Genomic DNA, 26,358 nt, shown 5'->3' on the forward strand with positions numbered 1-26,358 from the left:
TTTTTTTATCAATAAGATGTAGTCGGTGTTTCTCGAGGTAAATAATAATTCGGTAATTTCTGAAAAAATAGATTGACAAAAGTAGGAAAAGAAATTATATTTAACTACGTATTGATAATCATTATCAATTAAATTGGGCTATATATCCTTTTAAGGAGGTTTACTATGAATCGCCTCTATACAGATCGTTTGAACATTGGGTACGGGGAAGAATTAATTGTAAAGGATCTCAGTGTAGAAATACCTGACCGGAAAATAACGACAATCATTGGCTCTAATGGGTGTGGGAAATCAACTTTATTGAAAGCCATTACACGCATTATATCTCATCAATCAGGCGACGTCGTTTTGGATGGGAAAAGTATCTTAAGTAATAATACAAAGATTCTTGCACAAAAAATGGCCATCCTTCCTCAGTCACCAGAAAGTGCAAGCGGACTTACAGTAGGTGAACTAGTTTCCTATGGAAGGTTTCCTTATCAAAAGGGATTTGGTCGTTTAACTAAAAAAGATTATGAGGTAATTGACTGGGCACTTGAGGTTACTGGAACGATAGATTACAAGTTTCGTCCGGTAGATGCCCTATCAGGCGGTCAGCGCCAACGTGTTTGGATTGCCATGGCACTAGCCCAGGAGACAGAAATCATCTTTCTCGACGAGCCAACCACCTATTTAGACATGGCTCATCAGTTAGAGGTCTTAGAGCTTTTACAAAAACTGAATCAAGAACAAGCACGTACCATTGTGATGGTCTTGCATGATTTAAACCAGGCAGCACGTTTTGCTGATTATATGATTGCCTTAAAAGATGGCCGAGTTGTAAAAGCCGGGTCCTGCGAGGAAGTGATTACTCCCGCTGTACTCAGAAAAGTATTCCATATTGATGCCCAAATAGGGAGAGATCCACGAACAAATAAACCAATGTGCCTTACTTATAACTTATTAAAAGGAGAACCCAAACATGAAAAAATGGATATTCCCGTTTATGCTGCTCTCAGTGTTAATTATTAGTGCATGCAGCAATAGTTCATCTACAGAGAAGGAAAATGATACAAAAAAAGAAGAAGCGCCAAAAACATTTACATATGAATCAGAAACAGGGCCAGTCGAAGTACCAACAGATCCGCAGCGTGTTGTCATGCTATCAGGATTCACTGGGAACGTGATTGAACTGGATGTGAATTTAGTTGGTGTTGACGTTTGGTCTAAAACAAACCCTACCTTTGAAAAGGAATTAAAGGATGTTGCCGAAGTTTCAGAGGATAATCTAGAAAAAATCATTGAATTGAATCCTGATCTCATTATTGCGTTATCTACTGTTAAAAACGTTGATAAATTAAAGGAGATTGCTCCTACTGTAACCTATACTTGGGGCAAATTGGATTACTTAGCTCAGCATGTGGAAATTGGAAAACTATTAGGTAAAGAGAAAGAAGCAGAGGACTGGGTTGATGACTTCCAAACACGTGCTGCGGAAGCCGGAGAAGAGATTCGCGCCAAAATCGGTGAGGATGCAACAGTATCTGTAATAGAAGCTTTTGATAAAAATTTATATGTATACGGTGATAATTGGGCACGCGGAACAGAAATCCTTTACCAAGCTATGAAATTGAAAATGCCTGATAAAGTAAAAGAGATGACATCTAAGGATGGATACTATACTCTTTCTACGGAAGTACTCTCTGAATACGCAGGAGATTATGTGATTTTAAGTAAATACGCAGCTGCTGATGTATCATTCCAGGAAACTGAAACCTATAAAAATATACCTGCCGTTAAAAATGGACATGTATATGAAATGGAAGGAGACGGTGCTTCCTTTAGTGACCCAGTTACATTAGAGAAGCATTTAGCTTTTTTCAAGAAATCATTTCTTGGTGAATAATTTTCGGGTGGAGGGATTCTAATTGGAATCCCTTTTCCCCTATTCTGACGAAAGAGAAGATGAGTAACTGATGACAAAAGAAATGAAACGTTCTGTCCCCTTTGTCTATAAAATGATTGCCAGTTTGCTTGTTCTTGCTGGGATGTTTGTGGCGGCCATGGTTTTTGGTGCTGCAGATACGACTGTCAAAGATGTATGGCTCGCTCTTACCTCTAACGTGAAAACGGATGAAACTCTTGTTTTGCGAGAGATTCGTTTTCCAAGAGAAGTTGCAGCCATTTTTGTAGGAGCAGCTTTAGCTGTTGCCGGCGCTATTATGCAAGGGTTGACGAGAAATCCGCTTGCTGATCCAGGTTTACTAGGATTGACTGCCGGCGCAAATGCGGCGCTGGCAATTACGCTGGTTGTTTTCCCATCTATTAATTATTTTGGGTTGATGATTGGCTGTTTTATTGGAGCAGCTGTTGGTACAATCATGGTATTTAGTATGGGGTTTATGAAAAAAGGAGGGTTTTCTCCGCTTCGAATCGTATTAGCAGGTGCTGCTGTATCTGCTTTCCTTTATGCGGTTGCGGATGGGGTAAGTATTTACTTTAAGGTATCTAAAAATGTTTCAGCATGGACTTCAGGAGGGTTAGTTGGAACTAGTTGGGACCAGCTCCAGATCATTGTTCCTTTTATTATAGTTGGCATTCTAGTGGCGCTCATTTTAGCAAGACAGCTGACGATTCTTAGTTTAAATGAAGAAGTTGCTGTTGGCTTGGGGCAAAACACGGCACAAGTAAAATTCATCCTTTATGTTGTCATTATCCTTCTGGCGGGTGCATCTGTTGCCCTTGTCGGGAATATGACCTTTATTGGCTTAATGATCCCGCATATTGTACGGGCCATCGTCGGAACGGATTACCGATTTATTATCCCAATGTCTGCCATTGCAGGAGCTGTTTTTATGCTTTTTGCGGATACGCTTGGACGGACCATAAATGCACCATTTGAAACTCCGGTAGCAGCTATTGTAGCTACAATAGGGTTGCCATTTTTCTTGATAATTGTTCGTAAAGGAGGGAAAGCATTCTCATGATTCATCCTCCTTTACTAAAAAAACAACGACTATTTCTTGTTGTTTTATTGACTCTCATTATTGCTACAGCGGTTGTCAGCATGGGGATGGGAGCAGCTGCTTTATCTTATGACCGGCTCATTCCAACACTACTTGGAGAGGGCACGTTTAAAGAAGAGTTTGTTTTATTTTCGATTCGTTTACCAAGAATACTGATTACAGTGTTGGCTGGAATGGCGCTTGCATTATCGGGTGCTATTTTACAAGGTATTACACGGAATGATTTAGCGGATCCTGGCATTATTGGGATTAATTCTGGAGCGGGTGTGGCTGTAGCTATCTTCTTTCTATTTTTTTCGATTGAACCAGGTTCATTTGTTTATATGCTGCCTCTTGTCGCGTTTTTCGGTGCGATCCTCACCGTATGTTTCATCTATTTATTTTCATATACGAAAAACTCAGGGTTGGAGCCGGTAAGGCTCGTGTTAGTAGGCATAGGTTTTTCGATGGCCCTCTCCGGTGCCATGATTGTCCTTATTTCATCGGCAGAACGAGAAAAAGTAGATTTTATTGCTCAATGGTTAGCAGGGAATATATGGGGAACAGATTGGCCTTTTATTTGGGCGTTGCTCCCTTGGTTAGTCATCCTTATTCCGTTTACTTTATTCAAAGCCAATCGTTTAAACCTTCTCGGGATTAGTGAACCTGCAGCTATTAGTGTAGGTGTGTCGATTGAGAAGGAAAGAATCATTTTACTGATCACAGCTGTTGCCCTGGCTGCCTCCGCTGTCTCGGTTACAGGGGGGATCTCCTTCATCGGTTTAATGGCACCGCATATAGCCAAAACTCTAGTAGGACCACGAAACCAATTATTTATCCCACTTGCCATTTTGATTGGGGGATGGTTATTATTATTCGCTGATACAATCGGCCGAAATCTAATTGAGCCTAACGGACTCCCGGCAGGTATTATGGTTGCCCTTATCGGTGCCCCTTATTTTATGTATTTATTATTGAAAAAATAAGCGAATATCCCTTGGGAATCTGCTTATTATCAAAGGTTTCTACTGTTTTGTTATCGGGATGGAAATGATAGCGTTCATTAACTGTGTGTAAATATTAATTCAGAAAATAAAGCTACTGTTCCCTGTAGCAAAAAGAATCAAGAATGCTAATTAACGGCATTCTTGCTTCTTTTTATTTGGTTATTCCAAATGCCCTTTTCCTCTACTAACTGGATGTTTAACTCGTCAGAAGAACTGGTAGGATGTAAAGCAAATGAACATTTACTCTCATTACTGTTTTAATTACGGAAGTTGATTCAGAAACGATCATTATGATGTCTAAAAATAGATGTGTTGTTGTGCCTTTAGTGAATATATGTAAAATTGATACAATGATTTAGTTTCAAAAAAGGGATGGCTATTGTCATCCTCATTTTAGGTGGGGATATTGATAAAAGTCTAAATAAAGCCGATAAAATTACGTATTTACCAGCTTTATGTATGGTTAAATGTTAAATTCCAGAATAGATTCTGTATTAAATTCCAAGCTCTTCTTTTAATAATAATTCGTTCCGTTCTTTGAATACTTCATTATGCGATGAGACCATTGCAGTATCGTATGCTGAAGGTTCAATAAAAACTTTGGCACTGTTGACAGCATTGAGAGCATCCTGGAAGGCACCGACCAATAAATTTACTTTTCCTTCGTAAGATATAATATCCCCAGCTGCAAAGATTCCTTCTGTAGAAAGAACGCCTTTGGGTGTACCGATATAATAGTAATCATCCTTCATCTCCGGCTGCAAGCCATCTTCAAATTCGAGAGAAGCTTCGCGATTATAGCCATGATTAATTAAAACTTCATCAACAGCAATCGCTCTATTATCACCATTAATCTCTACAATCACTTGATCAATCGCATGGTTTTCCTTATTTGCTACTAAAGAAGTAATGGTAGCATTGAGGATGATTTCTACATGGTTCTCCTGCAAGTTTTTGATTTGAGCCTCGTGTGCAGTCAGTTCATCTTTACGGTAAATAACCGTCACACTCTCTGCGACATGCAGTAATTCTGCAGCCCAATCAATAGCAGCATTTCCTCCACCGGAAATTAAGACATGCTTATCCTTAAAACGCTCTATTCGCTGAACGGTGTAGTGTAAATTAGTAAGCTCGTACTTTGATGCACCTTCTATATCCAGCTTTTGTGGAGAGATAATTCCTCCGCCATTTGCCATAATAACGGTTTTTGATATATGCTTCTCGCCATTATCTGTTATAAGAGTAAATAATCCATTTTCTTTAGTAATATATTCAACTTTAGTATTCAAACATACGGTAGGTTCAAAGGTTAATCCTTGTGATATCAAATCCTTAACGAATTCCTCCCCACGCATAGGACGCAATCCCCCGACATCCCAAATCATCTTTTCAGGATAGATATTAACTTTTCCTCCCAGCATTGTCTGAGATTCAATAATCTTTGTTTTCATGGTTCGTAAACCGCTGTAAAACGCACTGTACAAACCCGCTGGTCCTCCGCCAACAATCGTTACATCATAAATATCCGGCATTAAAAACCCTCCTTTATTACAAAAGATGGAACTAGTAGTTAAGTACATTATATTGATAATAATTCTCATTATCAATGAGAATTTATAATTTGATCAAGCCATAGATGTACGACAGGGAAGTTAGAGGAGTAGGAAAGCAGCTATTCAATGGCTGTCCTACACCTATGCCAGAAGATAGAATCCTAAAATTAATAAACATTTTTCCTCACATGTAAATCACATAATGAATAATGATTCATTATGTGATAATATTTAACGAATAATCGCGGTAAGGAGGAGTGGGATGATAGCTAAAAAGAGCTTTACAACAGAGATGGTAAATGGAGTGCAGACGGGGAATGGAACCATTTCGTTACTTAATGTACATATGAATGTGTATGTTTTTTGTGTGGATGGAGTTTTAATTGATACGGGTGCTCAATCAATTGAAAAGGAATTTTGGCCATTTTTTAATGATTTGGAGATAGATCAGGTTGTTGTAACACATTATCATGAAGACCATACAGGTTGTGCAGCTTTTTTACAGCAGAAGTATCAAGTACCCATTCTTATGAATAAGATGATGATTGATTATTGCCGCAAAAAAGCAGATTATCCATTGTATCGCAAACTTTTTTGGGGCAGACGAAAACCATTTGAGGGTACGGAAATCGGTAAAACATTTGCCTCTCGTCATGCTATATGGGACGTGATTGAGACTCCAGGCCATTCAAAGGATCACCTATCTTTTTTAAATCGGCAAACCGGACAGTTGTTTACAGGGGATTTATATTGTCAGCCTCGGACAAAGGTTGTGTTACGGGAGGAAAGTGTACCGGCTATCATTCATTCATTAAAGCATGTCTTAACCTATGATTTTGAAGAGGTGTATTGCTGTCACTCAGGCTTTTTAAAGAAAGGGCGTATCGCATTACAAAGAAAACTGGATTATTTGTTGGAGATTCAGGAAAAAGTGATTACACAGTATAAAGAGGGGAAAACACCATATCAAATCAAAGAATCCCTGTTCCCAAGAAACTATCCTATTACGAAATTTTCACAAGGAGAATGGGATTCCATTCATATTATAAATTCGGTTCTTTTAAAGTATGATGAAGAAAATATCGCTTTAAAATAAAGTAATTTAACATAGATAAATCTTGGGTCTTGAGCATAGTTCCACAGATTCGGATTTTTTAATGTAAGTCCTCTATAGGATATGATGTATTGCCCTGCCATCAACTATTTGAAACCCAGAGTCATTAATAGGTGGTAAATTACAGGTTAAATACCAATATCACGATTAAAAGGTTAGTGGAAGGGTAAAATACCTATAAAATCCAAAGAGGTGATTTCATGTCAAATGTTCAAAATGAGAACAAACAAGAGTTGGAGAAATTAAGAGAGTTAATTAAAGATGTAGATACTGCAATGCTCACCACACAGACTAGTGAAGGATTGATTTCTCGTCCAATGAAAACTCAGGAAGTCGAATTTGATGGGGATCTATGGTTTTTTACAAAGAAAGAAACAGATAAATATAAAGAGGTGCTGGAACGTCCGGAAGTCAATGTAGCGTATGCCGGTAGATCCTATGTTTCTATTCGAGGTAAAGCTGAAATTGTAAATGACATTAACAAGAAAAAAGAACTCTGGAATGCAGCCTATGAAAAGCTACTGGAAACAAGTGTGGATGACCCAAATATCATTTTAATTAAGGTAGAAGCAGAAGCAGCAGAATATTGGGAAACCGGAAATCTCACTAAAAACATTGTTAATTTATATAAGAAGCTAACAAAGAATGAATCAGATACAGAGAATATAAATGAAACAATTGAATTAAAATAGAAAATACTAAATATTGCATAGAAAAAGGGCATGCCTAAAGTAGGTATGCCCTTTTTCTATACCTTTTTTCTTGGATAATTGTAAAGGAATCTTAAAGGCGATGTTCGTTATTTTATTAGATTGCTGTTCAACAATATGCACTTTAATTCAGGTACTTTCACTCATTAATAGCTCATCTTATATCATTCAGAGTGAACATTCTGTGAATTTAGTAGTATAGAAATTTCATAAAATTTATTCATTTTTTATCAAATGACTAGACATTTAAATCTAACTGTCTATAATAGTAAATGTAAGCGGTTTTACCATATTACTATAAAGGGAGTTTTAAATATGAGAAAAATTTTATTAGCTTGCAGTTCAGGTATGTCAACTAGTTTACTGGTTACTAAAATGGAGCAGCATGCCAAATCAATTGGTGAGGATGCAAAAATTTGGGCAGTAGGTCAGGATAAGGCAAAAGCTGAAATGGCAGATGCAGACGTCGTATTAATTGGCCCTCAAATGAGTTTCCTTAAAGCTGACCTGCAAAAAGAAGCAGACAAACATGGCATTAGAGTGGATGTAATCGATATGATGGCGTATGGAATGGCAGATGGTAAAAAAGCATATGAACAAGCGATTTCCCTTATAGGTGATAAGTAATGGAAAAATTGCAAATTGAACAACTAACAGAAGAACAGGTTAGCTTTCAGCTTATCTTACACAGCGGTAATGCAAGGAGTAAGATTATTCAGTCGTTAAGGGTTTACCGGGAAGGTAATGTTGAAGAAGCGGATGACTTATTAAAGCAGGCTGAGGCAGATCTTAGTATCTCTCATGATATTCATTTTCAAATGGTCCAAAAGGAAGCATCAGGAGAAAAAACGAAATTCTCTATGCTGTTAATGCATGCGGAAGATCATTTGATGTCTACTTTAACGATGAAAGAGTTAGTAAAAGAAATACTGGAAATTTTTAAGGCTAAAGGCTAAAAAGTTTTAGGTTATTACTATTATTCCTAAATTGAGGGGGAAGACCCGTGTTTGAAAAAATTAGTCAATTTCTTATGCCAATCGCAGGTAAACTGAATAACAACCGGTACTTAGGTGTCCTACGTGACGCTTTTATGTTAGCGTTTCCACTGACCGTGTTCGGTTCCATCGTAGTCGTTCTATTAAACCTACCATTCTTGGATTCATTTTTAAGTGACGGCACGATTACAACACTCCGCGATACTTTTGGTGTGGCAAGCAGTGCAACCATGAATATTATGTCTGTGTTTGTTGTATTCGGTATCGGATATTATCTATCAAAAAGCTATGATGTTGAGGCTGTATTTGGAGGAGTAGTTGCTCTTGCATCCTTTTTATTCCTGACTCCGTTTGTGGTTGAAACACAAGGGGGAGAAACAATTACAGGCGTTCTCTCACTAGATCGTCTTGGAGCAAAAGGAATGTTCCTTGGTATGATTTCTGCTTTTGTAGCAGGTGAAATTTACCGAAAAGCTGTTCAAAAAGATATTACGATTAAAATGCCAGCAGGTGTACCACCGGCAGTAGCCAAATCTTTTGCGGCATTGATTCCAGCACTTATTACATTAACTTTCTTCCTAGCGATACAAGGAATCGTAACTTTAGCATTTAATACAAATCTTCATGATGTTATTTATAAGATTATTCAAGAACCACTTACTGGCTTAGGCAGTGGCATTATTCCAACCCTAGTTGTTGTATTCTTTATTCAAATCCTTTGGTTCTTTGGGCTCCACGGTCAAATTATCATGAACTCCGTCATGGATCCTATCTGGAATACATTGGCTTTAGAGAATGTAGCTGCATTTAATGCAGGTAAAGAGTTACCACATATTATTTCGAAGCCATTTATGGATACGTTTACAGTAGGGATGGGCGGAACAGGTATGACCTTGGCAGTAGTATTGGCCATTCTCGTCTTTGTTAAATCCAAACAAATGAAACAGGTAGCTAAATTAGGCGGTTTGCCTGGTGTATTCAATGTCAATGAACCAATTATCTTCGGTCTTCCAATTGTTATGAATCCATTGATCTTAATCCCTTGGGTTCTTGCACCAATGATTGTGACAGCTGTTACCTATTTTGCCATGAGTACTGGTCTTGTACCACCGCCGACAGGCGTAACGGTTCCATGGACTGTACCAATTGGATTCAGCGGATATTTAGCAACTAACTCGATTGCGGGTTCTATTTTACAGCTAGTAAACTTCGCTATTGTATTTGCGATATGGCTTCCATTCCTGAAAGTCATTGACCGCGTTAACGTGAAAAAAGAACAAGAGGCAGAAGCGGAAGCGGCAGCATCTGCACAAAAATAAAAAATATCATTGAATAGAAGACTAGTAGTGAAGGGAGATATCTTTTACTGCTAGTCTCCTTACTCATTAAGCTACACAGACGAATCAACTTTGAGACGAGAGGATGGATTTTTTTGAAAACTACTAACGATCAAATAGACTATCAATTTCCTGAAGGATTCTGGTGGGGGTCAGCTGCTTCTGCTACTCAAACTGAAGGTGCGGCTGATGTAGATGGAAAAGGTAAAAATATTTGGGACCATTGGTATGAAGTTGAGCCAAATCGCTTCTTTAATGGAGTTGGACCTGAAAAGACATCCCAATTTTATTATAAATATAAGGAAGATATCGCATTAATGAAAGAAATTGGGCACAACTCCTTCCGGATGTCTATTTCCTGGTCACGAATGTTTCCGAATGGGACAGGCCAAGTAAATGAAAAAGCAGTAGAATTTTATAACAATGTTATTAATGAACTGATTGCAAATGATATTGAGCCATTTGTTGGGCTATTCCATTTTGATATGCCAATGGCTATGCAGGAGATTGGCGGATGGACAAATCGGAAAGTAGTTGATGCTTATGAACAATATGCAATTACTTGTTTCGAAACATTTGGTGATCGCGTTAAGAAATGGTTTACGCATAACGAGCCGATCGTACCTGTAGAAGGCGGATACCTGTATGATTTCCACTATCCTAATGAAGTGAATTTTCGAAATGCTGTACAAGTCGCATATCATACCATTCTTTCAAATGCCAAAGCAATTGCAGCCTATAAGAAGCTTGGTCTGGATGGAAAAGTTGGGATCGTTTTGAATTTGACCCCATCCTATCCGAGAAGTCAGCATCCAGCAGATGTAAAAGCTTCTGTTATTTGTGACGCATTCTTTAACCGGTCATTCCTTGAACCAACAGTTAAAGGTGAATTCCCTGCAGAGTTGGTTGAAATTCTGAAGGAAAAAGATTTCATGCCAGTCATTGAAGAAGGGGATTTGGAGTTAATTAAGAATAATACAGTATCCTTGCTTGGAGTCAATTACTATCAGCCGCGCCGTGTGAAGGCAAAAGAACATATGCCGAATCCTGATGGTCCATTTATGCCGGATCACTATTTTGATAATTATGTTATGCCTGGACGTAAAATGAATCCTCATCGTGGATGGGAAATCTATGAAAAAGGAATATACGATATTCTAATTAATTTGAAAGATAACTACGGTAATATCGAATGCTTCATTTCTGAAAATGGAATGGGTGTAGAGGGAGAAGAAAAATTCCGTAATGCTGACGGAATGATTGAGGATGATTACCGAATTGATTTTATCAAGGGCCATCTTCAATGGGTTCATGCTGCAATCCAGGAAGGCTCCAATGTAAAAGGATATCATTTATGGACGTTCATGGATAACTGGTCCTGGTCAAATGCCTATAAAAATCGTTATGGTTTTGTTTCCGTAAACTTAGATAAAGATGGTGAAAGAACCATTAAGAAAAGTGGATATTGGTATAAAGAGGTAGCTAAAAATAATGGTTTTTAAGTAAGATAGTTGAAGATAGTCTTGTTTGGCTATCTTCTTCTTTTTATAATGAAAGAGAGAATGTTATAAAAAGACAAGTTTAGAAAAAGAAGGGTGTAGCATGTCCAAGTATATTACTATATCAGATGAAATTAGAGAGCGAATTAAAAGTGGATATTATCCGGTTGATAAAATGATGCCGGATGAGCATAGTTTATGCCGCGAATTTAATTGCAGCAGAATGACAATGAAAAGAGCATTAGATATCTTGGCACAGGGAGGGATGATTTATCGGAAACGTGGCCACGGTACATTTATCATCCAATCTTCTATGCAGAATCACAATGTAAATGTCCTCAGTGATGAGACTGTTGGGTTATCCAATTTAATGAAGGATCGAAAAATAGTCAGTAAAGTAATTGAGTTTAATATCCAGTTCCCCTCTGAAGAAATCGCCAAAAACCTTTCAGTCAGCATGAATACACCTGTTTATCATATTATCCGTTTACGAATAGTGGAGGATGAGCCGTATGTGCTTGAAGAAACGTATATGCCCTCCAACTTGATTCCTGATATCAATGAAGAAGTACTGCATGATTCTATTTATCATCACATTGAAAATAAGTTGAATTTAAAGATAGGTGGAGCTCACAGGAAGATAAGAGCCTCTAAATCTAATGAGTTGGATCAAAAATATCTCCATTGTGGTGAACATGATCCAATACTAGAAGTAGAACAAATTGGTCATCTAGATATTGGTATTCCATTCGAGTATTCGTTTTCCAGGCATCGCTATGACCGTTTTACATTCATATCAGTAGCAGTAAGATAATTATGGGAGGTGCTCACATGTTATTAGGTGGGATTGAAGCGGGTGGTACAAAATTTGTTTGTGCTGTAGGAGACTCGGCAGGAACTATTCTGGAACGTATAACGATTCCTACCACTACACCTGAGGAAACAATGCCTCGGGTATTCGCTTTTTTTGAAAAGTATGAGCTAAATGCAATTGGTGTAGGTTCTTTTGGTCCAATTGATGTAAATATCGATAGTCCTACATACGGCTCCATTACCGCAACACCGAAACTTGCCTGGAGAGATTATCCGATTGTTAAGGAATTAAGGCAGCGGTTATCTGTTCCAATTGGTTTTAATACGGATGTAAATGCTGCTGCACTGGCGGAGGCCACCTTAGGTGCTGCCAAAGGACTGGACAGCTGTTTGTATATTACGGTGGGTACCGGAATTGGTGCAGGAGCAGTTGTGCACGGAAAGTTACTACAGGGGTTATCTCATCCGGAGATGGGGCATATCCTAGTTCGACGCCATGAAATGGACACCTACGAAGGGAAATGTCCATACCATCAAGACTGCCTTGAAGGATTAGCAGCGGGACCCGCGATTGAAGCACGCTGGGGCCAAAAAGCGGTTAACCTGGAAGGGCGGGAAGAAGTTTGGGAGATGGAAGGGTTTTATATCGCTCAAGCCCTTATGCAATATATTTTAATCCTATCTCCAAAGAAGATTATTTTAGGCGGCGGGGTTATGAAGCAAAAGCATGTATTCCCGATTATCTATAACCATTTAAAAAAATTACTTAATCAATATGTTGTATTACCTGAACTGGATACAGCCATCGATTCTTATATCGTTTCTCCCGGATTGGGTGACAATGCAGGCGTAGTTGGCTCACTCCTTCTTGCTGATCAAGCTATTCAAGGTAAATAAAGGAAGATGTGTCCAGGTTGGACACGTCTTTTTTTTGATTCTTCTATAGTCCTGGCTGAAAATAAGTTTGAGTTAAAATTATTGAGTCAACATATCTAGTTTTATTTTTCGAATATAAAAATTAAAGGGTAAAATTGTTTATTTTTATTAGTAAACGACCTTTATATCTCTGCTCTCCTCTTCAAGTGATTGCTATTAAATCCCCAATATATTTACAATTCAATCCCTAATTTTTTAGACTTTAATAACTATAAAAAACAAATGCTATTTTTAATAAATAGTAAAAATGCACTAGTTTATCCAATTAATGTAAGGGTATTTAAAAATATCTTAACGAAAAATGTCACAAAATTATCAAATTTAGGTTTAAAAATATGAAAGAGGGGGTCATATATTACTTTTTTACCAATTAACATCTTATTCTATTAAATTATTTGCAATTTATGTAAAAAGTTATAATAATTTCTATTAAAGTGAATATTTTGTGATTTTATGTAAAGGAAAGAGGGGTTGAGGGGAACCGATGTTAGAGTCAAAAAGGAAAGCTATTATATTCATGCTATTATCTTTATTTTTAGCTATTTTGGCCGGATTCTTTGTATTGCAGAAGGTAAAGGCTTTAAACAATGATTTAGGGACAGTTGTATCCGTTTATGCAGCTAATGAAGATATTTCTTCAAGACAGGAATTAAAGCCTACTATGATTACGACAAAAGATATTCCAAAGAAGTATTTGGAGGAATACCATATTACAAATGTCAGTGATTTAGAAAATAAGGTATTAGTCGTTCCGCTAAGTAAAGGGGACGTCATCTCTAAGAATATTCTTAAACAAGCCTCTGTAGTATTAGAAGAAAATAATCGATTGATTTCGATGATGTCGGATGAAAGAGTCCTATTCGATGAGGCATTGGAAGCATTGGATCGTGTAGATATTATCGTTTCAGATAAATTGGAAGGGAATAAGGCTCAAACTAAAATATTTATGAAAGACGTAAAAGTAGCCCGTATAGCCAAAAAAGATAATAAGTTTCAGGGTGTTCAACTGGAGATTCCATTGGACAAGGCTCCGGAATTAATACATATGCAGAATTACGCAGACAGTGTCCGGATTATTAAATCAAATGTAGGTCAGGCTACGGAGACTCCTGAAGCCGCAAAGAAAAATGAACCGGTGGTAACAGAAGAGGCAGTAGTTGAGCAAAAACCGGTAGAAAAGAAGGAGCCAGAGGTAAAAAAGACTGAAGAAGATGAAAAAAATAAGGAAGAAGATCCTGGAAAAGATACATCTAAGGATAAAGAGAAAGAATAAAAAACAAATTAGTTTGTACCTATTTTCTAGAGATGGCGGGGGAAGGTTTTATGAATGAAGAATTATCATTGCTGGTAATAGGAGATGAAGATAATAGTATTTATACAGCTATAAAGGATATTTTGTCTGAGTATCCCAAATTTACACTGGTATCAACCAGCCGTGTTATCCAGCAGTTAGAAGATGGCGAGCACATAGATATTGCTTTAGTTCTCAATCGACAGGAAGCGCCAGTAATAGAGGTCATACAAAAGATTAAAAGGACAAGTCCTGAAACGCTGGTTATGTTTTTGAATTCCATTCAGGATTTTCAATTAGTGAGAGAAGTTTTGCGTGCGGGCGCATTGGATTATTTAGTTATCCCCGATGAAATTAATTTATTATCAGAAAGGCTTCAAACGTTAAAAGAAATGACCAAAACTAACAAAGCGAGCGGGGCTGTAAATTCGTCTATCTTTTCAAGGGGACGAGGAGAAGTTTTGGCTTTTTATAGTGGAAAAGGGGGAAGCGGTACGACCTTCATTAGTTCCGCCTTTGCTCAAACCTTGAAGCTCGATTCAACTGCGGAAGTAATCTTACTGGATTTAAATTTGCAGTACGGAGGAATTGAAACTTATCTTGGGATTGAAACGAACCGTTCACTTGCCGATTTGAAACCTGTCATACAAGAGATTAATGACAGCCATATTCGAAACGTGACGGAGAAAGAGAAGTTTTCGAGACTTGAAGTCTTATTGAGTCCAAGAGACACAGAAGTTGCAGAGTCCATAGATGAAGACTATGTTCAACGTCTAATCAGAGCTTGCAAGAGAAGTTTTGATTTTGTCATTATTGACATACCTAGCTACATTGATATTGCCTCATTTGCTGCAATTGAAGAAGCAGATAAAATCTTCTATGTTATTACACCTGATACTCCTTCCATACGTGTGTTTAAAAGTGTAGAGGAACTCTTCAAACGCCTGGGAATTCATTTAGATGAACGTATGGAAATCATTATCAATAAAACAGGAAAAGATAGCGAATTAAATGGCAAAGATTTAAGTAGATTCATTCAATATCCGATTGCCGCAGAAATTAAAAAGGATATAAAGGGTGTTCTTCATTCCATTAATAAAGGTGAACCTATTCGAAAAGAAGCTAAGGAAAAGCGGCTCCCTGCAGTAGCGAAGGATGTTCAAAAATGGGTTGCCGGCTTATTGAAATAATCGAATGGCGATTTGGAAGGAGAGCAGATTATGGCACTTTTTAATAAAAAAAGGGACGTAACAATTGAAAAAGAGGTTACGTATAATTCCTTGCAATCAAATCCCTTTATCGATGAATTGGTTGAACATTACAAAACCAGACTTCTAACTGAAACCAATTTAGATACGCTAACAGCATTATCTGAAGGCGAAAAGCGGCTCACAATCGAACGCTTAATCAGCGCATTTATGTCTGAAGAAAAAGTTGTGATCCCGCGGTACGATAAAGAGACGATGTTAGCTAGGCTTATCGACGAATCAGTGGGTTTTGGTCCATTAGAGCCGTTGCTCAATGATGATTCAATTACAGAAATACTCATTAATGGCCCCGCTGAAGTTTTTATTGAAAAAAAGGGAAGATTGCAACGATCAGATGTCAATTTTAGAGACGAAGCCCATGTTAGACATATTATTGACCGAGTGGTTGCTCCTCTTGGGAGAAGGATAGATGAAAGTTCTCCAATGGTCGATGCTCGTCTTCCGGATGGCAGCCGTGTAAACGCTGTTATCCCGCCAATCAGTTTAAACGGGACATTGGTTTCTATCCGTAAATTTCGTAAAACACCATTTGAGATGCAGGATTTATTGAATTTTGATTCTCTAGATGAAACTATGGCGACCTTCCTTCAGGCCATAGTTGAAGCAAAAATGAATGTGCTGATTTCTGGAGGAACAGGAAGTGGGAAAACTACTTTTCTGAATGCTGTTGCAAAGTCCATACCGATTCATGAACGAGTTATTACAATAGAAGATTCAGCTGAACTACGATTAAATCGGGGATCTGTAGTCGGACTGGAGGCAAGACCTGCAAATGTTGAGGGACGTGGGGAAATTACGATCCGACAATTAGTAAAAAATGCCCTACGGATGCGTCCTGACAGGATTATTGTCGGAGAGGTACGGGGATCGGAAGCATTTGATATGCTGCAGGCTATGAATACCGGTCATGAAGGATCGTTGACGACTGTGCATGCCAATTCCCCATCAGATGCACTGAGCAGGGTTGAAGGAATGGTAATTATGGCGGGAATGGATTTACCGTCACATATTGTAAGGGAGTATATTGTAGGGGCTTTGGATTATATCATTCAAGCTGAGCGTTTATCAGATGGGAAAAGGAAAATCACCCATATATCTGAAGTAAGCGTTGATGAACAAAATAAAGTTCAAATCAGAGATATCTTTCATTTTAAACGTACAGGTATGGGAGCGAATGGAGAGGTATTGGGATACCATACTGCAACAGGCTTAGTTCCTAAAGCACTCGAGAGACTTCGTATATTCGGTATTCACTTGGATGAAGTAATCTTTAGGCCAAAGGAGGAGGAATTGGTGTATGAATGAAATGCTTTACATCCCTCTCACTGCTGGTGTGGCTATGTTGGCTTTTATAGTTGGCATTTATTTTTATCTTGGCTACCGTGCCCAAAAACGTGAATGGAAACAGAAGCTGGCAACCTGGTATCCAGAAGAAAAACGTAAAAGCTTTATTGTCGGTTTGGGTGATAAATACGACAAAACAGATCGGGCTAAAGTTTTAGCAGAGAAATTACATAATGCAAATCTTATATTAACCCCATCTGAATATCTTGGCTTTCATCTGCTTGGATTCCTGGGACTAGTTTTGGTCTTTACAAATATGTTTAAAATCCCCTTCCCTCTTAGTGTAATCATACCTATATTGATTTTACTAGGTGCCCATTCCGGTTTATTCATGGTCCGGAAAAATAAATATGAAGAACGCTTTAATGACCAACTGGCAGATATCTGTCGTTTGCTCGGAAATGCGGCCAGATCGGGTATGACACTAACTCAGGGAATCGATTTGGTGGCGAAAGAAACACCCGCACCGGCAGGAAAAGAATTTAAAAGAATTTCGCAGGAGTTGAAATTGGGGGTCCCATTGGAATACGCCCTGCGTTCTATTCAAAAACAAAATAAATCACGGGATTTCCAACTGTTTATAGCGACGTTGCTCATTCAGAAGAAAACTGGTGGTAACTTGGCAGCGATCCTAGAATCCATGTCCAACACACTTGAGGATCGCAAAATCCTTAATCAATCTATTAAAACCATGACAGCCGAGCAAAAATATATTTCATTTATTGTTCCGGCAATGCCTGTGTTTCTCGTCTTGATTATGAACGCTTCAGTGGATGGCTTTGTAGATCCGCTATGGACTGGACCGGGAATTGTATTACTTGTTTTGTTTGCAGCGGGTGTTGTACTTTCGTTTTTCTTGATTCGAAAAATCACGAATATAAAGGTGTAAATTATGGATGCTCTAATTATTTTATGTGTGCTGTTATTTTGGTTGTTTTTTACATTAACGATCCGTCATTATTCCCGCTATTTAAATGAGAAAAGGGGACTCATTGGCCATATTGCAGAAACGGTCCATGAAGGGTATTTGGGTGTTCCTAAAAAGAAGAAAAAGAACTCAAAACTTACTGATAAACTTCTCAGTTATTCGGATGATTTTGCTGAACTAGGGAAACGGATAAACTTCTTTAGTGAAAATAAAGATATTGAAGACTTGCTCAGAAAATCAGGACGTCCCTATAATTTAACACTGGACAGATTCCAGGGTCTGAAAATTTGGTTGGCTGTTACGCTTTTCTTTGGTTCTTTGATCTTTTTAATTCTAGGATTTCCGTTGGCTCAATTTGGTCCGATCTTTATGCCGCTAATTGGGTATATGGCTCCTATTATTCTGTTGAAGCAGGCAGCTAGAAAACGTCAGGAAGCATTAAGACATGATTTACCTGACTTCCTAGATACAGTGAGTACCAGTTTGCAGGCTGGTGTCAGTCTGGATCAAACCTTACGTGAGGTTATCCGTTATTTTGAAGGACCGCTACACGAGGAATTCTCCCGTTTTAACCATGAGATTGATTTAGGTGTTCCTCGTGAGATGGCATACAGAGGTCTGTTGGAGAGAAATGATAATAAGGAATTCCAGGGATTAATAAAATCTCTGATACAAGGATTAAAGCTGGGAGTGCCAATCGCAACGACATTTAAAGTACAAGCCGAGGACATGAGGCAATTCCGCGAAGAGAAAATTAAAGAACTCGCAGCCAAGGCTTCTCCAAAAGTAACAATGGTAACCACCTTTGTAGTAGCACCTGTATCACTTATGATCATTGCAGGATTAATGGTCTTAAATATGATTTATGGTGAAAACAGCATTGGAAGTTTATTTAAGTAACCCCCTCCCAAAGGGAGTTTAAAATAATAAAAATTATAAGAATAATAGGAGGAATGGAAATGAATTATTTAACAGGAATGTACGTAAAGGCAACAACTAAGCTAGGTGGATTGGTGAAAAACGAAAGAGGATCTCAGACTTTGGAATGGATTGGGATTGCAGCGGTTATTGTTATTTTGGTTGGGGTTATTTCGACAGCGTTTGCTGGGGGAGACCTTGGTGAAACTGTTAAAACTAAGTTTACTAGCCTTCTAGATAAAATGGTTGCTGATTGATAATTATACAACAAAAACTAGGAGGTATGGGGTCTTGAAAAAATGGGTGCTAATAGCAGTTGCTGCTTTGTTTATATCAGGATGCACTGATCAAGAAAAAGAAACAGAAGTAAATGAGAAGCCTAAAGAAAATAGTACTGAAGAAGTGAACAGTGTAGAAGAAACAGATCCGGAGAATGCTATACCAAAAGAAAATGTCTCAGTTGAAGAAACTTCATGGATTGAAAAATTTGAAGCTGCTCCAGAAGTAAAGATGAGTCCGGAATATTTAGCTAACCAACCTCAAGGACCTTATGCAGATATCAGCTACGATTCGAATCCAGAATCCTATCAAGAATTTTTGAAGGTGATGGAAGGTATTCCAGAGAATGCTACGGAAGAGGAATTAGACAAAGTGTTTAACTATATAGTAAGTCAGGTTTCTGTAGATGTTACAGACCCACAAACGGTTATAGATAGTTGGAAGGTGAGTTCCTTTGGTGATCCTGAAATAGAAGATAGTCGATATCAATTTAAGGAAAATTACAATATTGAGGTTATCTTAGATTCTAGTGGGAGTATGGCTAATATAACTAATGGTAAAACAAGAATGGTTGTAGCGAAGGAAGCGATTCAGCAATTCTTAATGAGTGCGCCTGAAAAAGCCAATGTTGCCCTTCGAGTATATGGTCATAAAGGAACAAGTAAGGACAGTGATAAAAAATTATCTTGTGATAGCAGTGAGTTAGTTTATAAGTTTGGATCCTACAAGGAAAAAGAGTTTAACCAAGCATTGAGTTCCTTTGAACCTGCTGGTTGGACTCCTTTGGCTCAGTCGTTGATGGATGCTCAGAATGATTTAAAAGAGTTTAAGAGTGATAAAAATACGAACATGATATACGTGGTTAGTGATGGAATTGAAACCTGTGATGGGAACCCTGTAGAAGCTGCTAAAAAACTTGGAGAGTCTGATTTGCAACCTGTCATTAATATTATTGGTTTTGGTGTCGATTCAGAAGGACAGAAACAATTGAAAGAAATGGCAACTGCATCGAATGGAACTTATACAAATGTTCATAACAGTAATCAACTAAAGTCGGAATTTGATAAGGCTAAAAATGCTTTAGAGAAATGGAAACAATGGAAGGAAAATGCTAATTATGATGCCAAGGTAGACCGTAATAAAAGATATTTGGATACTAACAGTTTGAATAATGAGTATTCTAATAATATCCAAAAGCAACAGAATAATATGGTTTTTATTATTAATGGATTGAGAAACAAAGACCTTATAACATCTGAACAGAAAGAATACTTAACTTCAAGAAAATCCGAATTAGCAAAAGAAATGGATGAAGCCAGAAAGACAATAAGAGAAGATCTCGAGAATTTAAATGCGAAAACTCTCGAAGATACCAAAAAACAAATCGAAGAGAAATACAATCAAAATACGCAATAATAGGAAAAGTCATACACCTTGATTAAACACTACTTCCTGATATGAGTAAGGAGGTTAAGGTGAAGCGAAATAGGTTGGTAAGAAAGCTCCTTGTCATGTTTGCCATATTATTTGTCCTGTTCCATTCCATCTCTATTCCTCTTGCGGCGGCCAGCTGGACCGGGGATGCCTGGAAGGGTGATGCTTGGAATGGCTCCGATTTGAAGTGGAAAGGGGATTCTTGGAAGCAAAAAGGCTGGGTGCAGGATGGCTGGGAGCGAGATGGTTGGACCCAAGAGGGATGGAATCAGGATAAGTGGAGTCAAGATGGTTGGGCTGGTGATGGCGTCAGCCCGATAGACCCTGCGACAGGAGAACCATGGACGGGGGATAAAATCAGCGAAATTAATCCGGCCACCGGAAAACCATGGACCGGTGATGAGATCAACGGAATCAATCCAGCTACCGGAAAGCCGTGGATTGGCGATGAGATCAACGGAATTAATCCAGCTACCGGAAAGCCGTGGACCGGCGATGAGATTAACGGAATTATTCCGGCTACGGGAAAACCATGGACTGGTGATGAGATTAACGGAATTAATCCGGCTACCGGAAAGCCATGGAGTAGCGATGATATCAGTGGAATCAATCCGGCAACAGGAAAGCCTTGGTCATCGGATGCTTCCAATGGCGCTAACTCAATCACAGGTGGAAATAATGGTTTTATAAATCCACAGACCGGATTTCCTTATTTATACGCTCCAGGACGTATTTCAGTTGATGAGGTAAATGGTACAGATTCAGAAGGTAACATTGACCTTTATGGTCTTACTAAATATATTGCTAAAGATGTAATTGCGGGGCAAGTCAAATTTGTAAATGTAATTGAAAATGGGAAGTTTAGTTTGACTAAGCCAAATAGTATATATGGACTTATGATGAATGGATTCAGGCTGGGGCTTGGTGAATCGAACTCATCCTTTAATATGGCATATGAATCATATTTATGGGCTGATAATATAAACAGCGTTAACGATGCAATTACTACGCTGAGAACCTATTCTCCCATTCAGAATGCTGCTAATTCCGGGTTGGGGGGACTTACCTCAGCCTACAGGAATGCCTCTCTTGCGAATTCAGCTGCAAAATTTGGTACATTGGCAAAATTTAATGCAGCGGCAGGAGTAGTAGGAACAGTTTTTTCAACGATTGATACTGCTAAAAATACTTCGAAAGCAATCAATGTATTAAAAAGTTCAGCATCAGGAACAGAGAAAACAACTGCAGTAGCCAGTGCAACAGAAAGCTTTGGTTCTTTGTTAATGTCTAGTGGTGCTGTGGCGAGTGCTCTTCCAGGTGTACAAGCAGTTGGAGCAACAATGGTCCTTGTTGGGGCAGGCATTTGGGGCGTTTCAAAAGGTGTTAAATATGCTGCAAAGCATTGGAATTCTATAAAAAGCGGGGTTAATAATGCTAAGAAGAAAGTCGGAGGTTGGTTTAAATCATTAAGGGGTGCGTTTTCATAAACCATCTTCAAAATGGGAGGAAAACTTTTACCCCTCCTCCCATTCTTTTTTAGACATAATATGAAAATAGCTAAGAGAGAGGTTCCAAGTATGGAAAGAACCACAGTGGAGAAATACGCCAAAAAGTATAAAAAGCTTCTTGAGAAAGTTACCATTATTCATTTTGTTCTTTCTTATAATAAAAGAAAGTGGTGGTTAGCGGAGTATAGCTTTAATAATACCCCTAAAGGATATGCAGTGTTTACAGAAGGCGATTCAAGTGTCAACGAAAAGGAAATTGCCCTTGATCATATCGGTTCTTTTATCCGTACTTGTATAGGAATACAATCCATCGTTCATCCTCGAATTGCAGTGACAGAGGAGATAAATAATACGCTTAATAAAATGAACGATATCTTAAATTTGTGGGTGAAGAGTGAAGAAGAAATTAAGTTGAAAGATCAGTTTAATGAGTTTACTGATTTTATATTATGGTGCCAAGAAAAGACCAATGAATATAACAATGAATTTTCCAAAATAGCAAAAAAAATTGATGAAAATCATCTGTTTACAGTTGAACAAAGGGAGCAATTAGTTCTAATAGGAAGTAAGCTGGACTTAATTATTTATCTGCAAGTTAAGTCTCAATATGATCAACTGCATAAGAATCGGGAATTGTTGAGCCATTTGAAAAATCATAGAAATAATCTTGATAAAAAAGATTACTATTATATTGTTACCAATTTAAAAAAATATTGTGATTCAAATGCACAAAAAGACTTTGAAAAGTCCTTGTTTAATGAAGATGAGCTGATTTGGAAAGATGTAATAGCTACCATAGACAGTTTTGAAAGATTGAAGGAATCATCACATCAAAAATATAAAAATATTGATAAGCGTAAGTTGCAAGAAATGGTGCGTTTATTAAGGAATTAGTTATGATTGAAAATTTTAATAGATAAGAATTTCTATTATGGAATTATAAATAATGAATATGATGGGATGGAGATTAATGGACAAGCCTTTTCGTGAAGCATTTGCTCTTTTCACCAGCAGATTTGAACATATACTCTTGTTGGGAGTAACAATTATACTTCCCCTGCTACTAGGCCACGCTTTGTTATCAAACTATATATATGCGGTTACACCGACTGTGTTGGGAACGACAATAATATCTGATATTTACTACACATTTCTAACTGTTCTCTTAATGCTCTTCGCTCAAGTTCCGTTAATAAGATATATGTTTAATGAATACCAGGGACATGAAGGAAGCTTGAAAAATGCTTATTTTGTTTTTTTTGCTAATGGATTTCAATTTTTTGTTTTTGCTATTCTTGCTAGTTTTTTAACGACCGTTGGAATTATTCTATTTCTTTTACCGGGGTTGATTATTTTAACTCTTTTATATCCGATTCCTTTTGTAGCTGCAATGGATAATAAAAGTATATGGAAGAGTTGGAAATCAGGAATTAGGCTAGGTAAAAAGCATTTCTTTAAACTTTTTCTCTTAATTCTAGGGATGTCTTTAATTGAATTGATGATTTCTGGAGGAATTACACTATTAATTCTCTCATTAACTACTTCTTTTGCTGCACAAATTCTTTCTCATATTCTATTAAATTTGGTCTTCTTCCCAATCATCACACTTATCATCACAGGTTTTATTATCAAATGGAGAGAAGAAATCTATACATTGGAGGCAAATCGATCAGCTAAGGAGGAGTGGGCTTAATGAAATGGAAGGCTCTAATCCAGCGTGAGAATGGTTCTGCTACTCTCGAATTTTTGGGTATGGTACCTCTTGTTTTTATGCTAATGCTGATTATTTGGCAATTCGTTGTCGGAGTCCATGGAGTTATTGTCACACAGTCAGCTGTCAATGAGGCTGCTAAGGTATACTCCATAACAGGTGAATGGGATCAGGCAAGAGCTGCAGCGGAGAAAACAGTCCAGACGGGGGCTAAATATCTTACCTTTAATAGTGCGCAAACATCAGTGACAAGTTCAGATACATTTACAGCTAAAGTTTCAGTAAATATAGAACTAATCTTCTTCCCGGATAAATTATTTCCAAATGGCGCTCCTTCCCTGGCATTCTCCAGTGAAGCGAGCGGTAAGGTGATTGAATGAGGAAACGATTGAATGAGGATGGAAGTACGACACTTTTTATTCTCGGTATGTTAAGCGTAATGATGATTATGTTCATTGTTCTGTATAACTATGCCAAAGTTTATGCTGTCAAAGAACAAGCGTTTACAAGTTCACAACAGGCAAGTTTGGCGGCAACAGCAGAGTTTTACGATAGAGTGTGGAATCTTGTGGCAGAGTTTGATGGAACTGATGAAGAAAATCTTCCGCAGCCTGACCCGGATTCGGAAGATGCTCTTGAGGTAAATCCGATTACTAAACTAAAGATCAAAGAGATGGTTGAACGAAAAAAAACTGAACTGGCTAACAGCTATCCAGAAAAAAGCACAAATGAAGTTCATATAATGGCGATTGATGAAGTTCTGAGTGAAGAGCTTAGTAGTGGCTTGGGCAAAAAAAGGCTGAAAGAGATACTAATTGATAACTATGAACACTCCATAAAGGCCGGTACAGTAGCAAAGGCTAAGGAAGTTATTCTCGCTAATGATGGGAAATTGGAAAAGGCACAAATACGGCTTTTTAAAGATAATCGTATTTATGTCAGAGCGGCAAATGAATTTGAAGGACAAGGGAAGTTGTTTGATGGCTTTAAAGAAAAGCTATTTCAAACCGGAGCAGGTCCGGAAATCGGTTTTTTATCCTACCTTGATGGGATAAATGATGAAACGATCCAGCTATCGAATGAAGTCGATAATGGAGTGATATGGGGTCAGTGAGTGGTTGTACAGTTCTTAACTCCCTTCAGATGGGGGAAACAGCTTGCAATAAGGAAACTTTTGAGGTTTTTAAGAAGTAGAGACTAGAAAAATACAATCAAAATACACAGTAATAGGAAAAGAACAGTCACCTTGCGTAAACAAACAACACTTCCTGATTGAATGAGGGGGATAAGGTGATGCGGAATAAGTTGGTAAAAAAGCTCTTTGTTGTATTTGCTATATTTTTTGTCCTGCTCCAATCAATTTCTATTCCGTTAGCAGCAGCCAGTTGGACAGGTGATGCATGGAAGGGTGATGCTTGGAAAGGCGACGCATGGAATGGCAACGATTTGCAATGGGAAGGAGAAACTTGGAAAGGAGATTCATGGAAGCAAAAAGGCTGGGTGCAGGATGGCTGGGAGCGTGATGGATGGACTCAAGAGGGCTGGGATCAGGATAATTGGAACCAGGATGGATGGACAGGTGATGGTGTCAGTCCGATAGACCCGGCGACGGGCAAGCCGTGGACCGGTGATAAGATAAACGGAATAAATCCAGCCACAGGCAAACCGTGGACTGGTGACGACATCAGTGGAATTAATCCGGCAACGGGAAAGCCATGGACCGGTGATGATATTAGTGGAATCAACCCTGCGACAGGTAAGCCATGGACTGGTGACGATATTAGTGGAATTAATCCAGCGACGGGCAAGCCATGGACTGGTGATGATATTAGTGGAATCAATCCGGCGACAGGCAAGCCATGGACTAATGGTGAAACCAATGGAATTAACCCAGAAACGGGCAAGCCTTGGTCGAATGAAGGAATTCAAGGGAGTTCACCTGCGATTGAAGGGAATGGACAGGATAAAATTGACATAGACCCCTATGAAGCGACAAAATTTATAATGAATGATGTTATTGGTGGACAAGTAAAAGGAGCATATGAAATAGAAAGCGGTAAGTTTAGTTTATTGAAACCCAATAGTTTTGCTGGCATTTTGCTCAATGGCATAAAATTAGGGGTTGGAGATTCATCGGGTTACAATTATTTACATGGTGGATATGAGATCGCTGATAAAGTGTATACGGGCATAGATGGTATTACAGATGCAAGGAAATATAGGAACTTAATTCAAAGCGGGCAAGATTTGTCTACATTTGATTCTATATTTGGTTCTTCTACTAACCCACCACCATCCGCGTCTTTTGGAATGTTGTCTAAACTTAATGTTGGTGCTGCAGGAATAAGTACAGTCTTTTCCACGATAGACACCGTTAAAAATGGTATTAGTACCTATGATTCAGTAAAGGAAAATGGTTGGCGTTCTGCTAAAACGGTGGCTGCTGGAGCAGATACTACGGCATCAATTGGAGAAGTATTAATGAACTCTGGCGTCGTGGCAGGTGCTATCCCCGGGGGGCAGTTAGTAGGAGCATATATGGTTGCAGGTGGTGCAGTATTATGGGGAGCATCGAAGCTGGTTAAAGGTATAGCAGATGGCTCAATTAAAAAAGGAGTTAAGAAGGTCGGGGAAAAAATAGGATCAATGTTTAATTCTATTAAAGGTGTATTTTCTTAGATAGAATTTGCTCTATATACTCATCGCTTTTTGTATACAAATTAGGGGGA

General features: G+C 38.3%; 26 protein-coding genes. 25 read left to right on the forward strand and 1 reads right to left on the reverse strand.

Going from position 1 to position 26,358, the window contains the following annotated elements:
- The first annotated feature begins 165 nt into the window (after positions 1-165).
- From FHY47_RS17520 to FHY47_RS17535, 4 genes are all read left to right on the forward strand, one after another.
- Complete coding sequence (locus FHY47_RS17520) at positions 166-1,011, forward strand: ABC transporter ATP-binding protein (RefSeq protein ID WP_066109900.1); 846 nt, start codon at positions 166-168, stop codon at positions 1,009-1,011.
- Positions 962-1,885, forward strand: a complete 924-nt coding sequence (locus tag FHY47_RS17525; RefSeq protein WP_066109895.1) for an iron-hydroxamate ABC transporter substrate-binding protein — start codon at positions 962-964, stop codon at positions 1,883-1,885. The genes FHY47_RS17520 and FHY47_RS17525 overlap by 50 nt, the downstream gene beginning before the upstream one ends.
- A gap of 70 nt (positions 1,886-1,955) precedes the next feature.
- Positions 1,956-2,966, forward strand: coding sequence for a FecCD family ABC transporter permease (locus FHY47_RS17530; protein ID WP_140462271.1), 1,011 nt, complete (start codon positions 1,956-1,958; stop codon positions 2,964-2,966).
- A complete protein-coding gene (locus FHY47_RS17535; protein ID WP_148631286.1) occupies positions 2,963-3,970 on the forward strand; it encodes a FecCD family ABC transporter permease in 1,008 nt (335 codons plus the stop codon). The genes FHY47_RS17530 and FHY47_RS17535 overlap by 4 nt, the downstream gene beginning before the upstream one ends.
- Positions 3,971-4,485: 515 nt before the next feature.
- Here FHY47_RS17535 and FHY47_RS17540 read toward each other — a convergent pair.
- Complete coding sequence (locus FHY47_RS17540) at positions 4,486-5,523, reverse strand: NAD(P)/FAD-dependent oxidoreductase (protein WP_148631288.1); 1,038 nt, start codon at positions 5,521-5,523, stop codon at positions 4,486-4,488.
- Positions 5,524-5,806: 283 nt separating this feature from the next.
- On the opposite strand from FHY47_RS17540, the gene FHY47_RS17545 reads away from it, so the two are divergent.
- From FHY47_RS17545 to FHY47_RS17645, 21 genes are all read left to right on the forward strand, one after another.
- Positions 5,807-6,640 carry an MBL fold metallo-hydrolase gene (locus FHY47_RS17545; protein ID WP_140462273.1) on the forward strand — a complete coding sequence of 278 codons (834 nt, stop codon included), beginning with the start codon at positions 5,807-5,809 and terminating at the stop codon, positions 6,638-6,640.
- Between the two features lie 218 nt (positions 6,641-6,858).
- Positions 6,859-7,350 (forward strand): pyridoxamine 5'-phosphate oxidase family protein, encoded by a 492-nt coding sequence (locus FHY47_RS17550; protein WP_140462274.1) that lies wholly within the window; start codon positions 6,859-6,861, stop codon positions 7,348-7,350.
- Positions 7,351-7,683: 333 nt separating this feature from the next.
- A complete protein-coding gene (locus FHY47_RS17555; RefSeq protein WP_066109877.1) occupies positions 7,684-7,995 on the forward strand; it encodes a PTS sugar transporter subunit IIB in 312 nt (103 codons plus the stop codon).
- Positions 7,995-8,324 (forward strand): PTS sugar transporter subunit IIA, encoded by a 330-nt coding sequence (locus tag FHY47_RS17560; protein WP_066109874.1) that lies wholly within the window; start codon positions 7,995-7,997, stop codon positions 8,322-8,324. Before FHY47_RS17555 ends, FHY47_RS17560 begins: the two co-directional genes overlap by 1 nt.
- Before the next feature lie 47 nt (positions 8,325-8,371).
- Positions 8,372-9,682, forward strand: a complete 1,311-nt coding sequence (gene celB, locus FHY47_RS17565) for a PTS cellobiose transporter subunit IIC (protein WP_066109871.1) — start codon at positions 8,372-8,374, stop codon at positions 9,680-9,682.
- Positions 9,683-9,816: 134 nt separating this feature from the next.
- Positions 9,817-11,202, forward strand: coding sequence for a glycoside hydrolase family 1 protein (locus tag FHY47_RS17570; RefSeq protein ID WP_148631310.1), 1,386 nt, complete (start codon positions 9,817-9,819; stop codon positions 11,200-11,202).
- Positions 11,203-11,302: 100 nt separating this feature from the next.
- Entirely contained in the window at positions 11,303-12,013 is a 711-nt protein-coding gene (locus FHY47_RS17575; protein WP_066109866.1) for a GntR family transcriptional regulator, read from the forward strand.
- 17 nt (positions 12,014-12,030) lie between these two features.
- Complete coding sequence (locus FHY47_RS17580; protein WP_140462275.1) at positions 12,031-12,909, forward strand: ROK family protein; 879 nt, start codon at positions 12,031-12,033, stop codon at positions 12,907-12,909.
- A 523-nt stretch (positions 12,910-13,432) separates the two neighbouring features.
- Positions 13,433-14,221 carry a Flp pilus assembly protein CpaB gene (gene cpaB, locus FHY47_RS17585; RefSeq protein WP_187393509.1) on the forward strand — a complete coding sequence of 263 codons (789 nt, stop codon included), beginning with the start codon at positions 13,433-13,435 and terminating at the stop codon, positions 14,219-14,221.
- 50 nt (positions 14,222-14,271) lie between these two features.
- Complete coding sequence (locus FHY47_RS17590) at positions 14,272-15,429, forward strand: CpaE/TadZ family protein (protein ID WP_066109856.1); 1,158 nt, start codon at positions 14,272-14,274, stop codon at positions 15,427-15,429.
- A gap of 30 nt (positions 15,430-15,459) precedes the next feature.
- On the forward strand, positions 15,460-16,812 hold the full coding sequence (locus FHY47_RS17595) for a TadA family conjugal transfer-associated ATPase (protein ID WP_148631290.1): 1,353 nt from the start codon (positions 15,460-15,462) through the stop codon (positions 16,810-16,812).
- Positions 16,805-17,740: a type II secretion system F family protein gene (locus tag FHY47_RS17600; protein ID WP_077248199.1), complete on the forward strand. Its 936-nt coding sequence runs from the start codon at positions 16,805-16,807 to the stop codon at positions 17,738-17,740. Before FHY47_RS17595 ends, FHY47_RS17600 begins: the two co-directional genes overlap by 8 nt.
- A gap of 3 nt (positions 17,741-17,743) precedes the next feature.
- Positions 17,744-18,679, forward strand: a complete 936-nt coding sequence (locus tag FHY47_RS17605) for a type II secretion system F family protein (RefSeq protein ID WP_066109849.1) — start codon at positions 17,744-17,746, stop codon at positions 18,677-18,679.
- Positions 18,680-18,738: 59 nt separating this feature from the next.
- On the forward strand, positions 18,739-18,954 hold the full coding sequence (locus FHY47_RS17610; protein ID WP_066109846.1) for a hypothetical protein: 216 nt from the start codon (positions 18,739-18,741) through the stop codon (positions 18,952-18,954).
- A 34-nt stretch (positions 18,955-18,988) separates the two neighbouring features.
- Positions 18,989-20,392 carry a VWA domain-containing protein gene (locus FHY47_RS17615; protein ID WP_066109843.1) on the forward strand — a complete coding sequence of 468 codons (1,404 nt, stop codon included), beginning with the start codon at positions 18,989-18,991 and terminating at the stop codon, positions 20,390-20,392.
- Positions 20,393-20,451: 59 nt separating this feature from the next.
- Positions 20,452-21,897 (forward strand): hypothetical protein, encoded by a 1,446-nt coding sequence (locus FHY47_RS17620; RefSeq protein ID WP_140462278.1) that lies wholly within the window; start codon positions 20,452-20,454, stop codon positions 21,895-21,897.
- Positions 21,898-21,987: 90 nt separating this feature from the next.
- Complete coding sequence (locus FHY47_RS17625) at positions 21,988-22,812, forward strand: hypothetical protein (protein WP_066109837.1); 825 nt, start codon at positions 21,988-21,990, stop codon at positions 22,810-22,812.
- Positions 22,813-22,888: 76 nt separating this feature from the next.
- Positions 22,889-23,611: a hypothetical protein gene (locus FHY47_RS17630; protein WP_066109834.1), complete on the forward strand. Its 723-nt coding sequence runs from the start codon at positions 22,889-22,891 to the stop codon at positions 23,609-23,611.
- Complete coding sequence (locus FHY47_RS17635) at positions 23,611-24,009, forward strand: TadE family protein (protein WP_140462279.1); 399 nt, start codon at positions 23,611-23,613, stop codon at positions 24,007-24,009. The genes FHY47_RS17630 and FHY47_RS17635 overlap by 1 nt, the downstream gene beginning before the upstream one ends.
- Positions 24,006-24,743 (forward strand): Tad domain-containing protein, encoded by a 738-nt coding sequence (locus FHY47_RS17640; protein ID WP_066109828.1) that lies wholly within the window; start codon positions 24,006-24,008, stop codon positions 24,741-24,743. Before FHY47_RS17635 ends, FHY47_RS17640 begins: the two co-directional genes overlap by 4 nt.
- Before the next feature lie 179 nt (positions 24,744-24,922).
- The gene (locus tag FHY47_RS17645; RefSeq protein WP_148631295.1) at positions 24,923-26,308 is read left to right on the forward strand and encodes a hypothetical protein; all 1,386 of its coding nucleotides are present in this window, start codon (positions 24,923-24,925) and stop codon (positions 26,306-26,308) included.
- The last annotated feature ends 50 nt before the right edge of the window (positions 26,309-26,358 follow it).

It is taken from the genome of Bacillus sp. E214 (assembly GCF_008087365.1).
Taxonomy (GTDB): Bacteria; Bacillota; Bacilli; order Bacillales; family Pradoshiaceae; genus Pradoshia.

Coding starts and splice junctions, on each gene's coding strand:
- FHY47_RS17550 (WP_140462274.1), top strand. CDS start 6,859: ATGTCAAATGTTCAAAATGAGAACAAACAAGAGTTGGAGAAATTAAGA.
- FHY47_RS17555 (WP_066109877.1), top strand. CDS start 7,684: ATGAGAAAAATTTTATTAGCTTGCAGTTCAGGTATGTCAACTAGTTTA.
- FHY47_RS17535 (WP_148631286.1), top strand. CDS start 2,963: ATGATTCATCCTCCTTTACTAAAAAAACAACGACTATTTCTTGTTGTT.
- FHY47_RS17575 (WP_066109866.1), top strand. CDS start 11,303: ATGTCCAAGTATATTACTATATCAGATGAAATTAGAGAGCGAATTAAA.
- FHY47_RS17605 (WP_066109849.1), top strand. CDS start 17,744: ATGGATGCTCTAATTATTTTATGTGTGCTGTTATTTTGGTTGTTTTTT.
- FHY47_RS17610 (WP_066109846.1), top strand. CDS start 18,739: ATGAATTATTTAACAGGAATGTACGTAAAGGCAACAACTAAGCTAGGT.
- FHY47_RS17635 (WP_140462279.1), top strand. CDS start 23,611: ATGAAATGGAAGGCTCTAATCCAGCGTGAGAATGGTTCTGCTACTCTC.
- FHY47_RS17560 (WP_066109874.1), top strand. CDS start 7,995: ATGGAAAAATTGCAAATTGAACAACTAACAGAAGAACAGGTTAGCTTT.
- FHY47_RS17530 (WP_140462271.1), top strand. CDS start 1,956: ATGACAAAAGAAATGAAACGTTCTGTCCCCTTTGTCTATAAAATGATT.
- FHY47_RS17625 (WP_066109837.1), top strand. CDS start 21,988: ATGGAAAGAACCACAGTGGAGAAATACGCCAAAAAGTATAAAAAGCTT.
- FHY47_RS17630 (WP_066109834.1), top strand. CDS start 22,889: ATGGACAAGCCTTTTCGTGAAGCATTTGCTCTTTTCACCAGCAGATTT.
- FHY47_RS17580 (WP_140462275.1), top strand. CDS start 12,031: ATGTTATTAGGTGGGATTGAAGCGGGTGGTACAAAATTTGTTTGTGCT.
- FHY47_RS17590 (WP_066109856.1), top strand. CDS start 14,272: ATGAATGAAGAATTATCATTGCTGGTAATAGGAGATGAAGATAATAGT.
- FHY47_RS17520 (WP_066109900.1), top strand. CDS start 166: ATGAATCGCCTCTATACAGATCGTTTGAACATTGGGTACGGGGAAGAA.
- FHY47_RS17640 (WP_066109828.1), top strand. CDS start 24,006: ATGAGGAAACGATTGAATGAGGATGGAAGTACGACACTTTTTATTCTC.
- FHY47_RS17545 (WP_140462273.1), top strand. CDS start 5,807: ATGATAGCTAAAAAGAGCTTTACAACAGAGATGGTAAATGGAGTGCAG.
- FHY47_RS17600 (WP_077248199.1), top strand. CDS start 16,805: ATGAATGAAATGCTTTACATCCCTCTCACTGCTGGTGTGGCTATGTTG.
- FHY47_RS17645 (WP_148631295.1), top strand. CDS start 24,923: ATGCGGAATAAGTTGGTAAAAAAGCTCTTTGTTGTATTTGCTATATTT.
- FHY47_RS17540 (WP_148631288.1), bottom strand. CDS start 5,523: ATGCCGGATATTTATGATGTAACGATTGTTGGCGGAGGACCAGCGGGT.
- cpaB (WP_187393509.1), top strand. CDS start 13,433: ATGTTAGAGTCAAAAAGGAAAGCTATTATATTCATGCTATTATCTTTA.
- FHY47_RS17595 (WP_148631290.1), top strand. CDS start 15,460: ATGGCACTTTTTAATAAAAAAAGGGACGTAACAATTGAAAAAGAGGTT.
- FHY47_RS17525 (WP_066109895.1), top strand. CDS start 962: ATGAAAAAATGGATATTCCCGTTTATGCTGCTCTCAGTGTTAATTATT.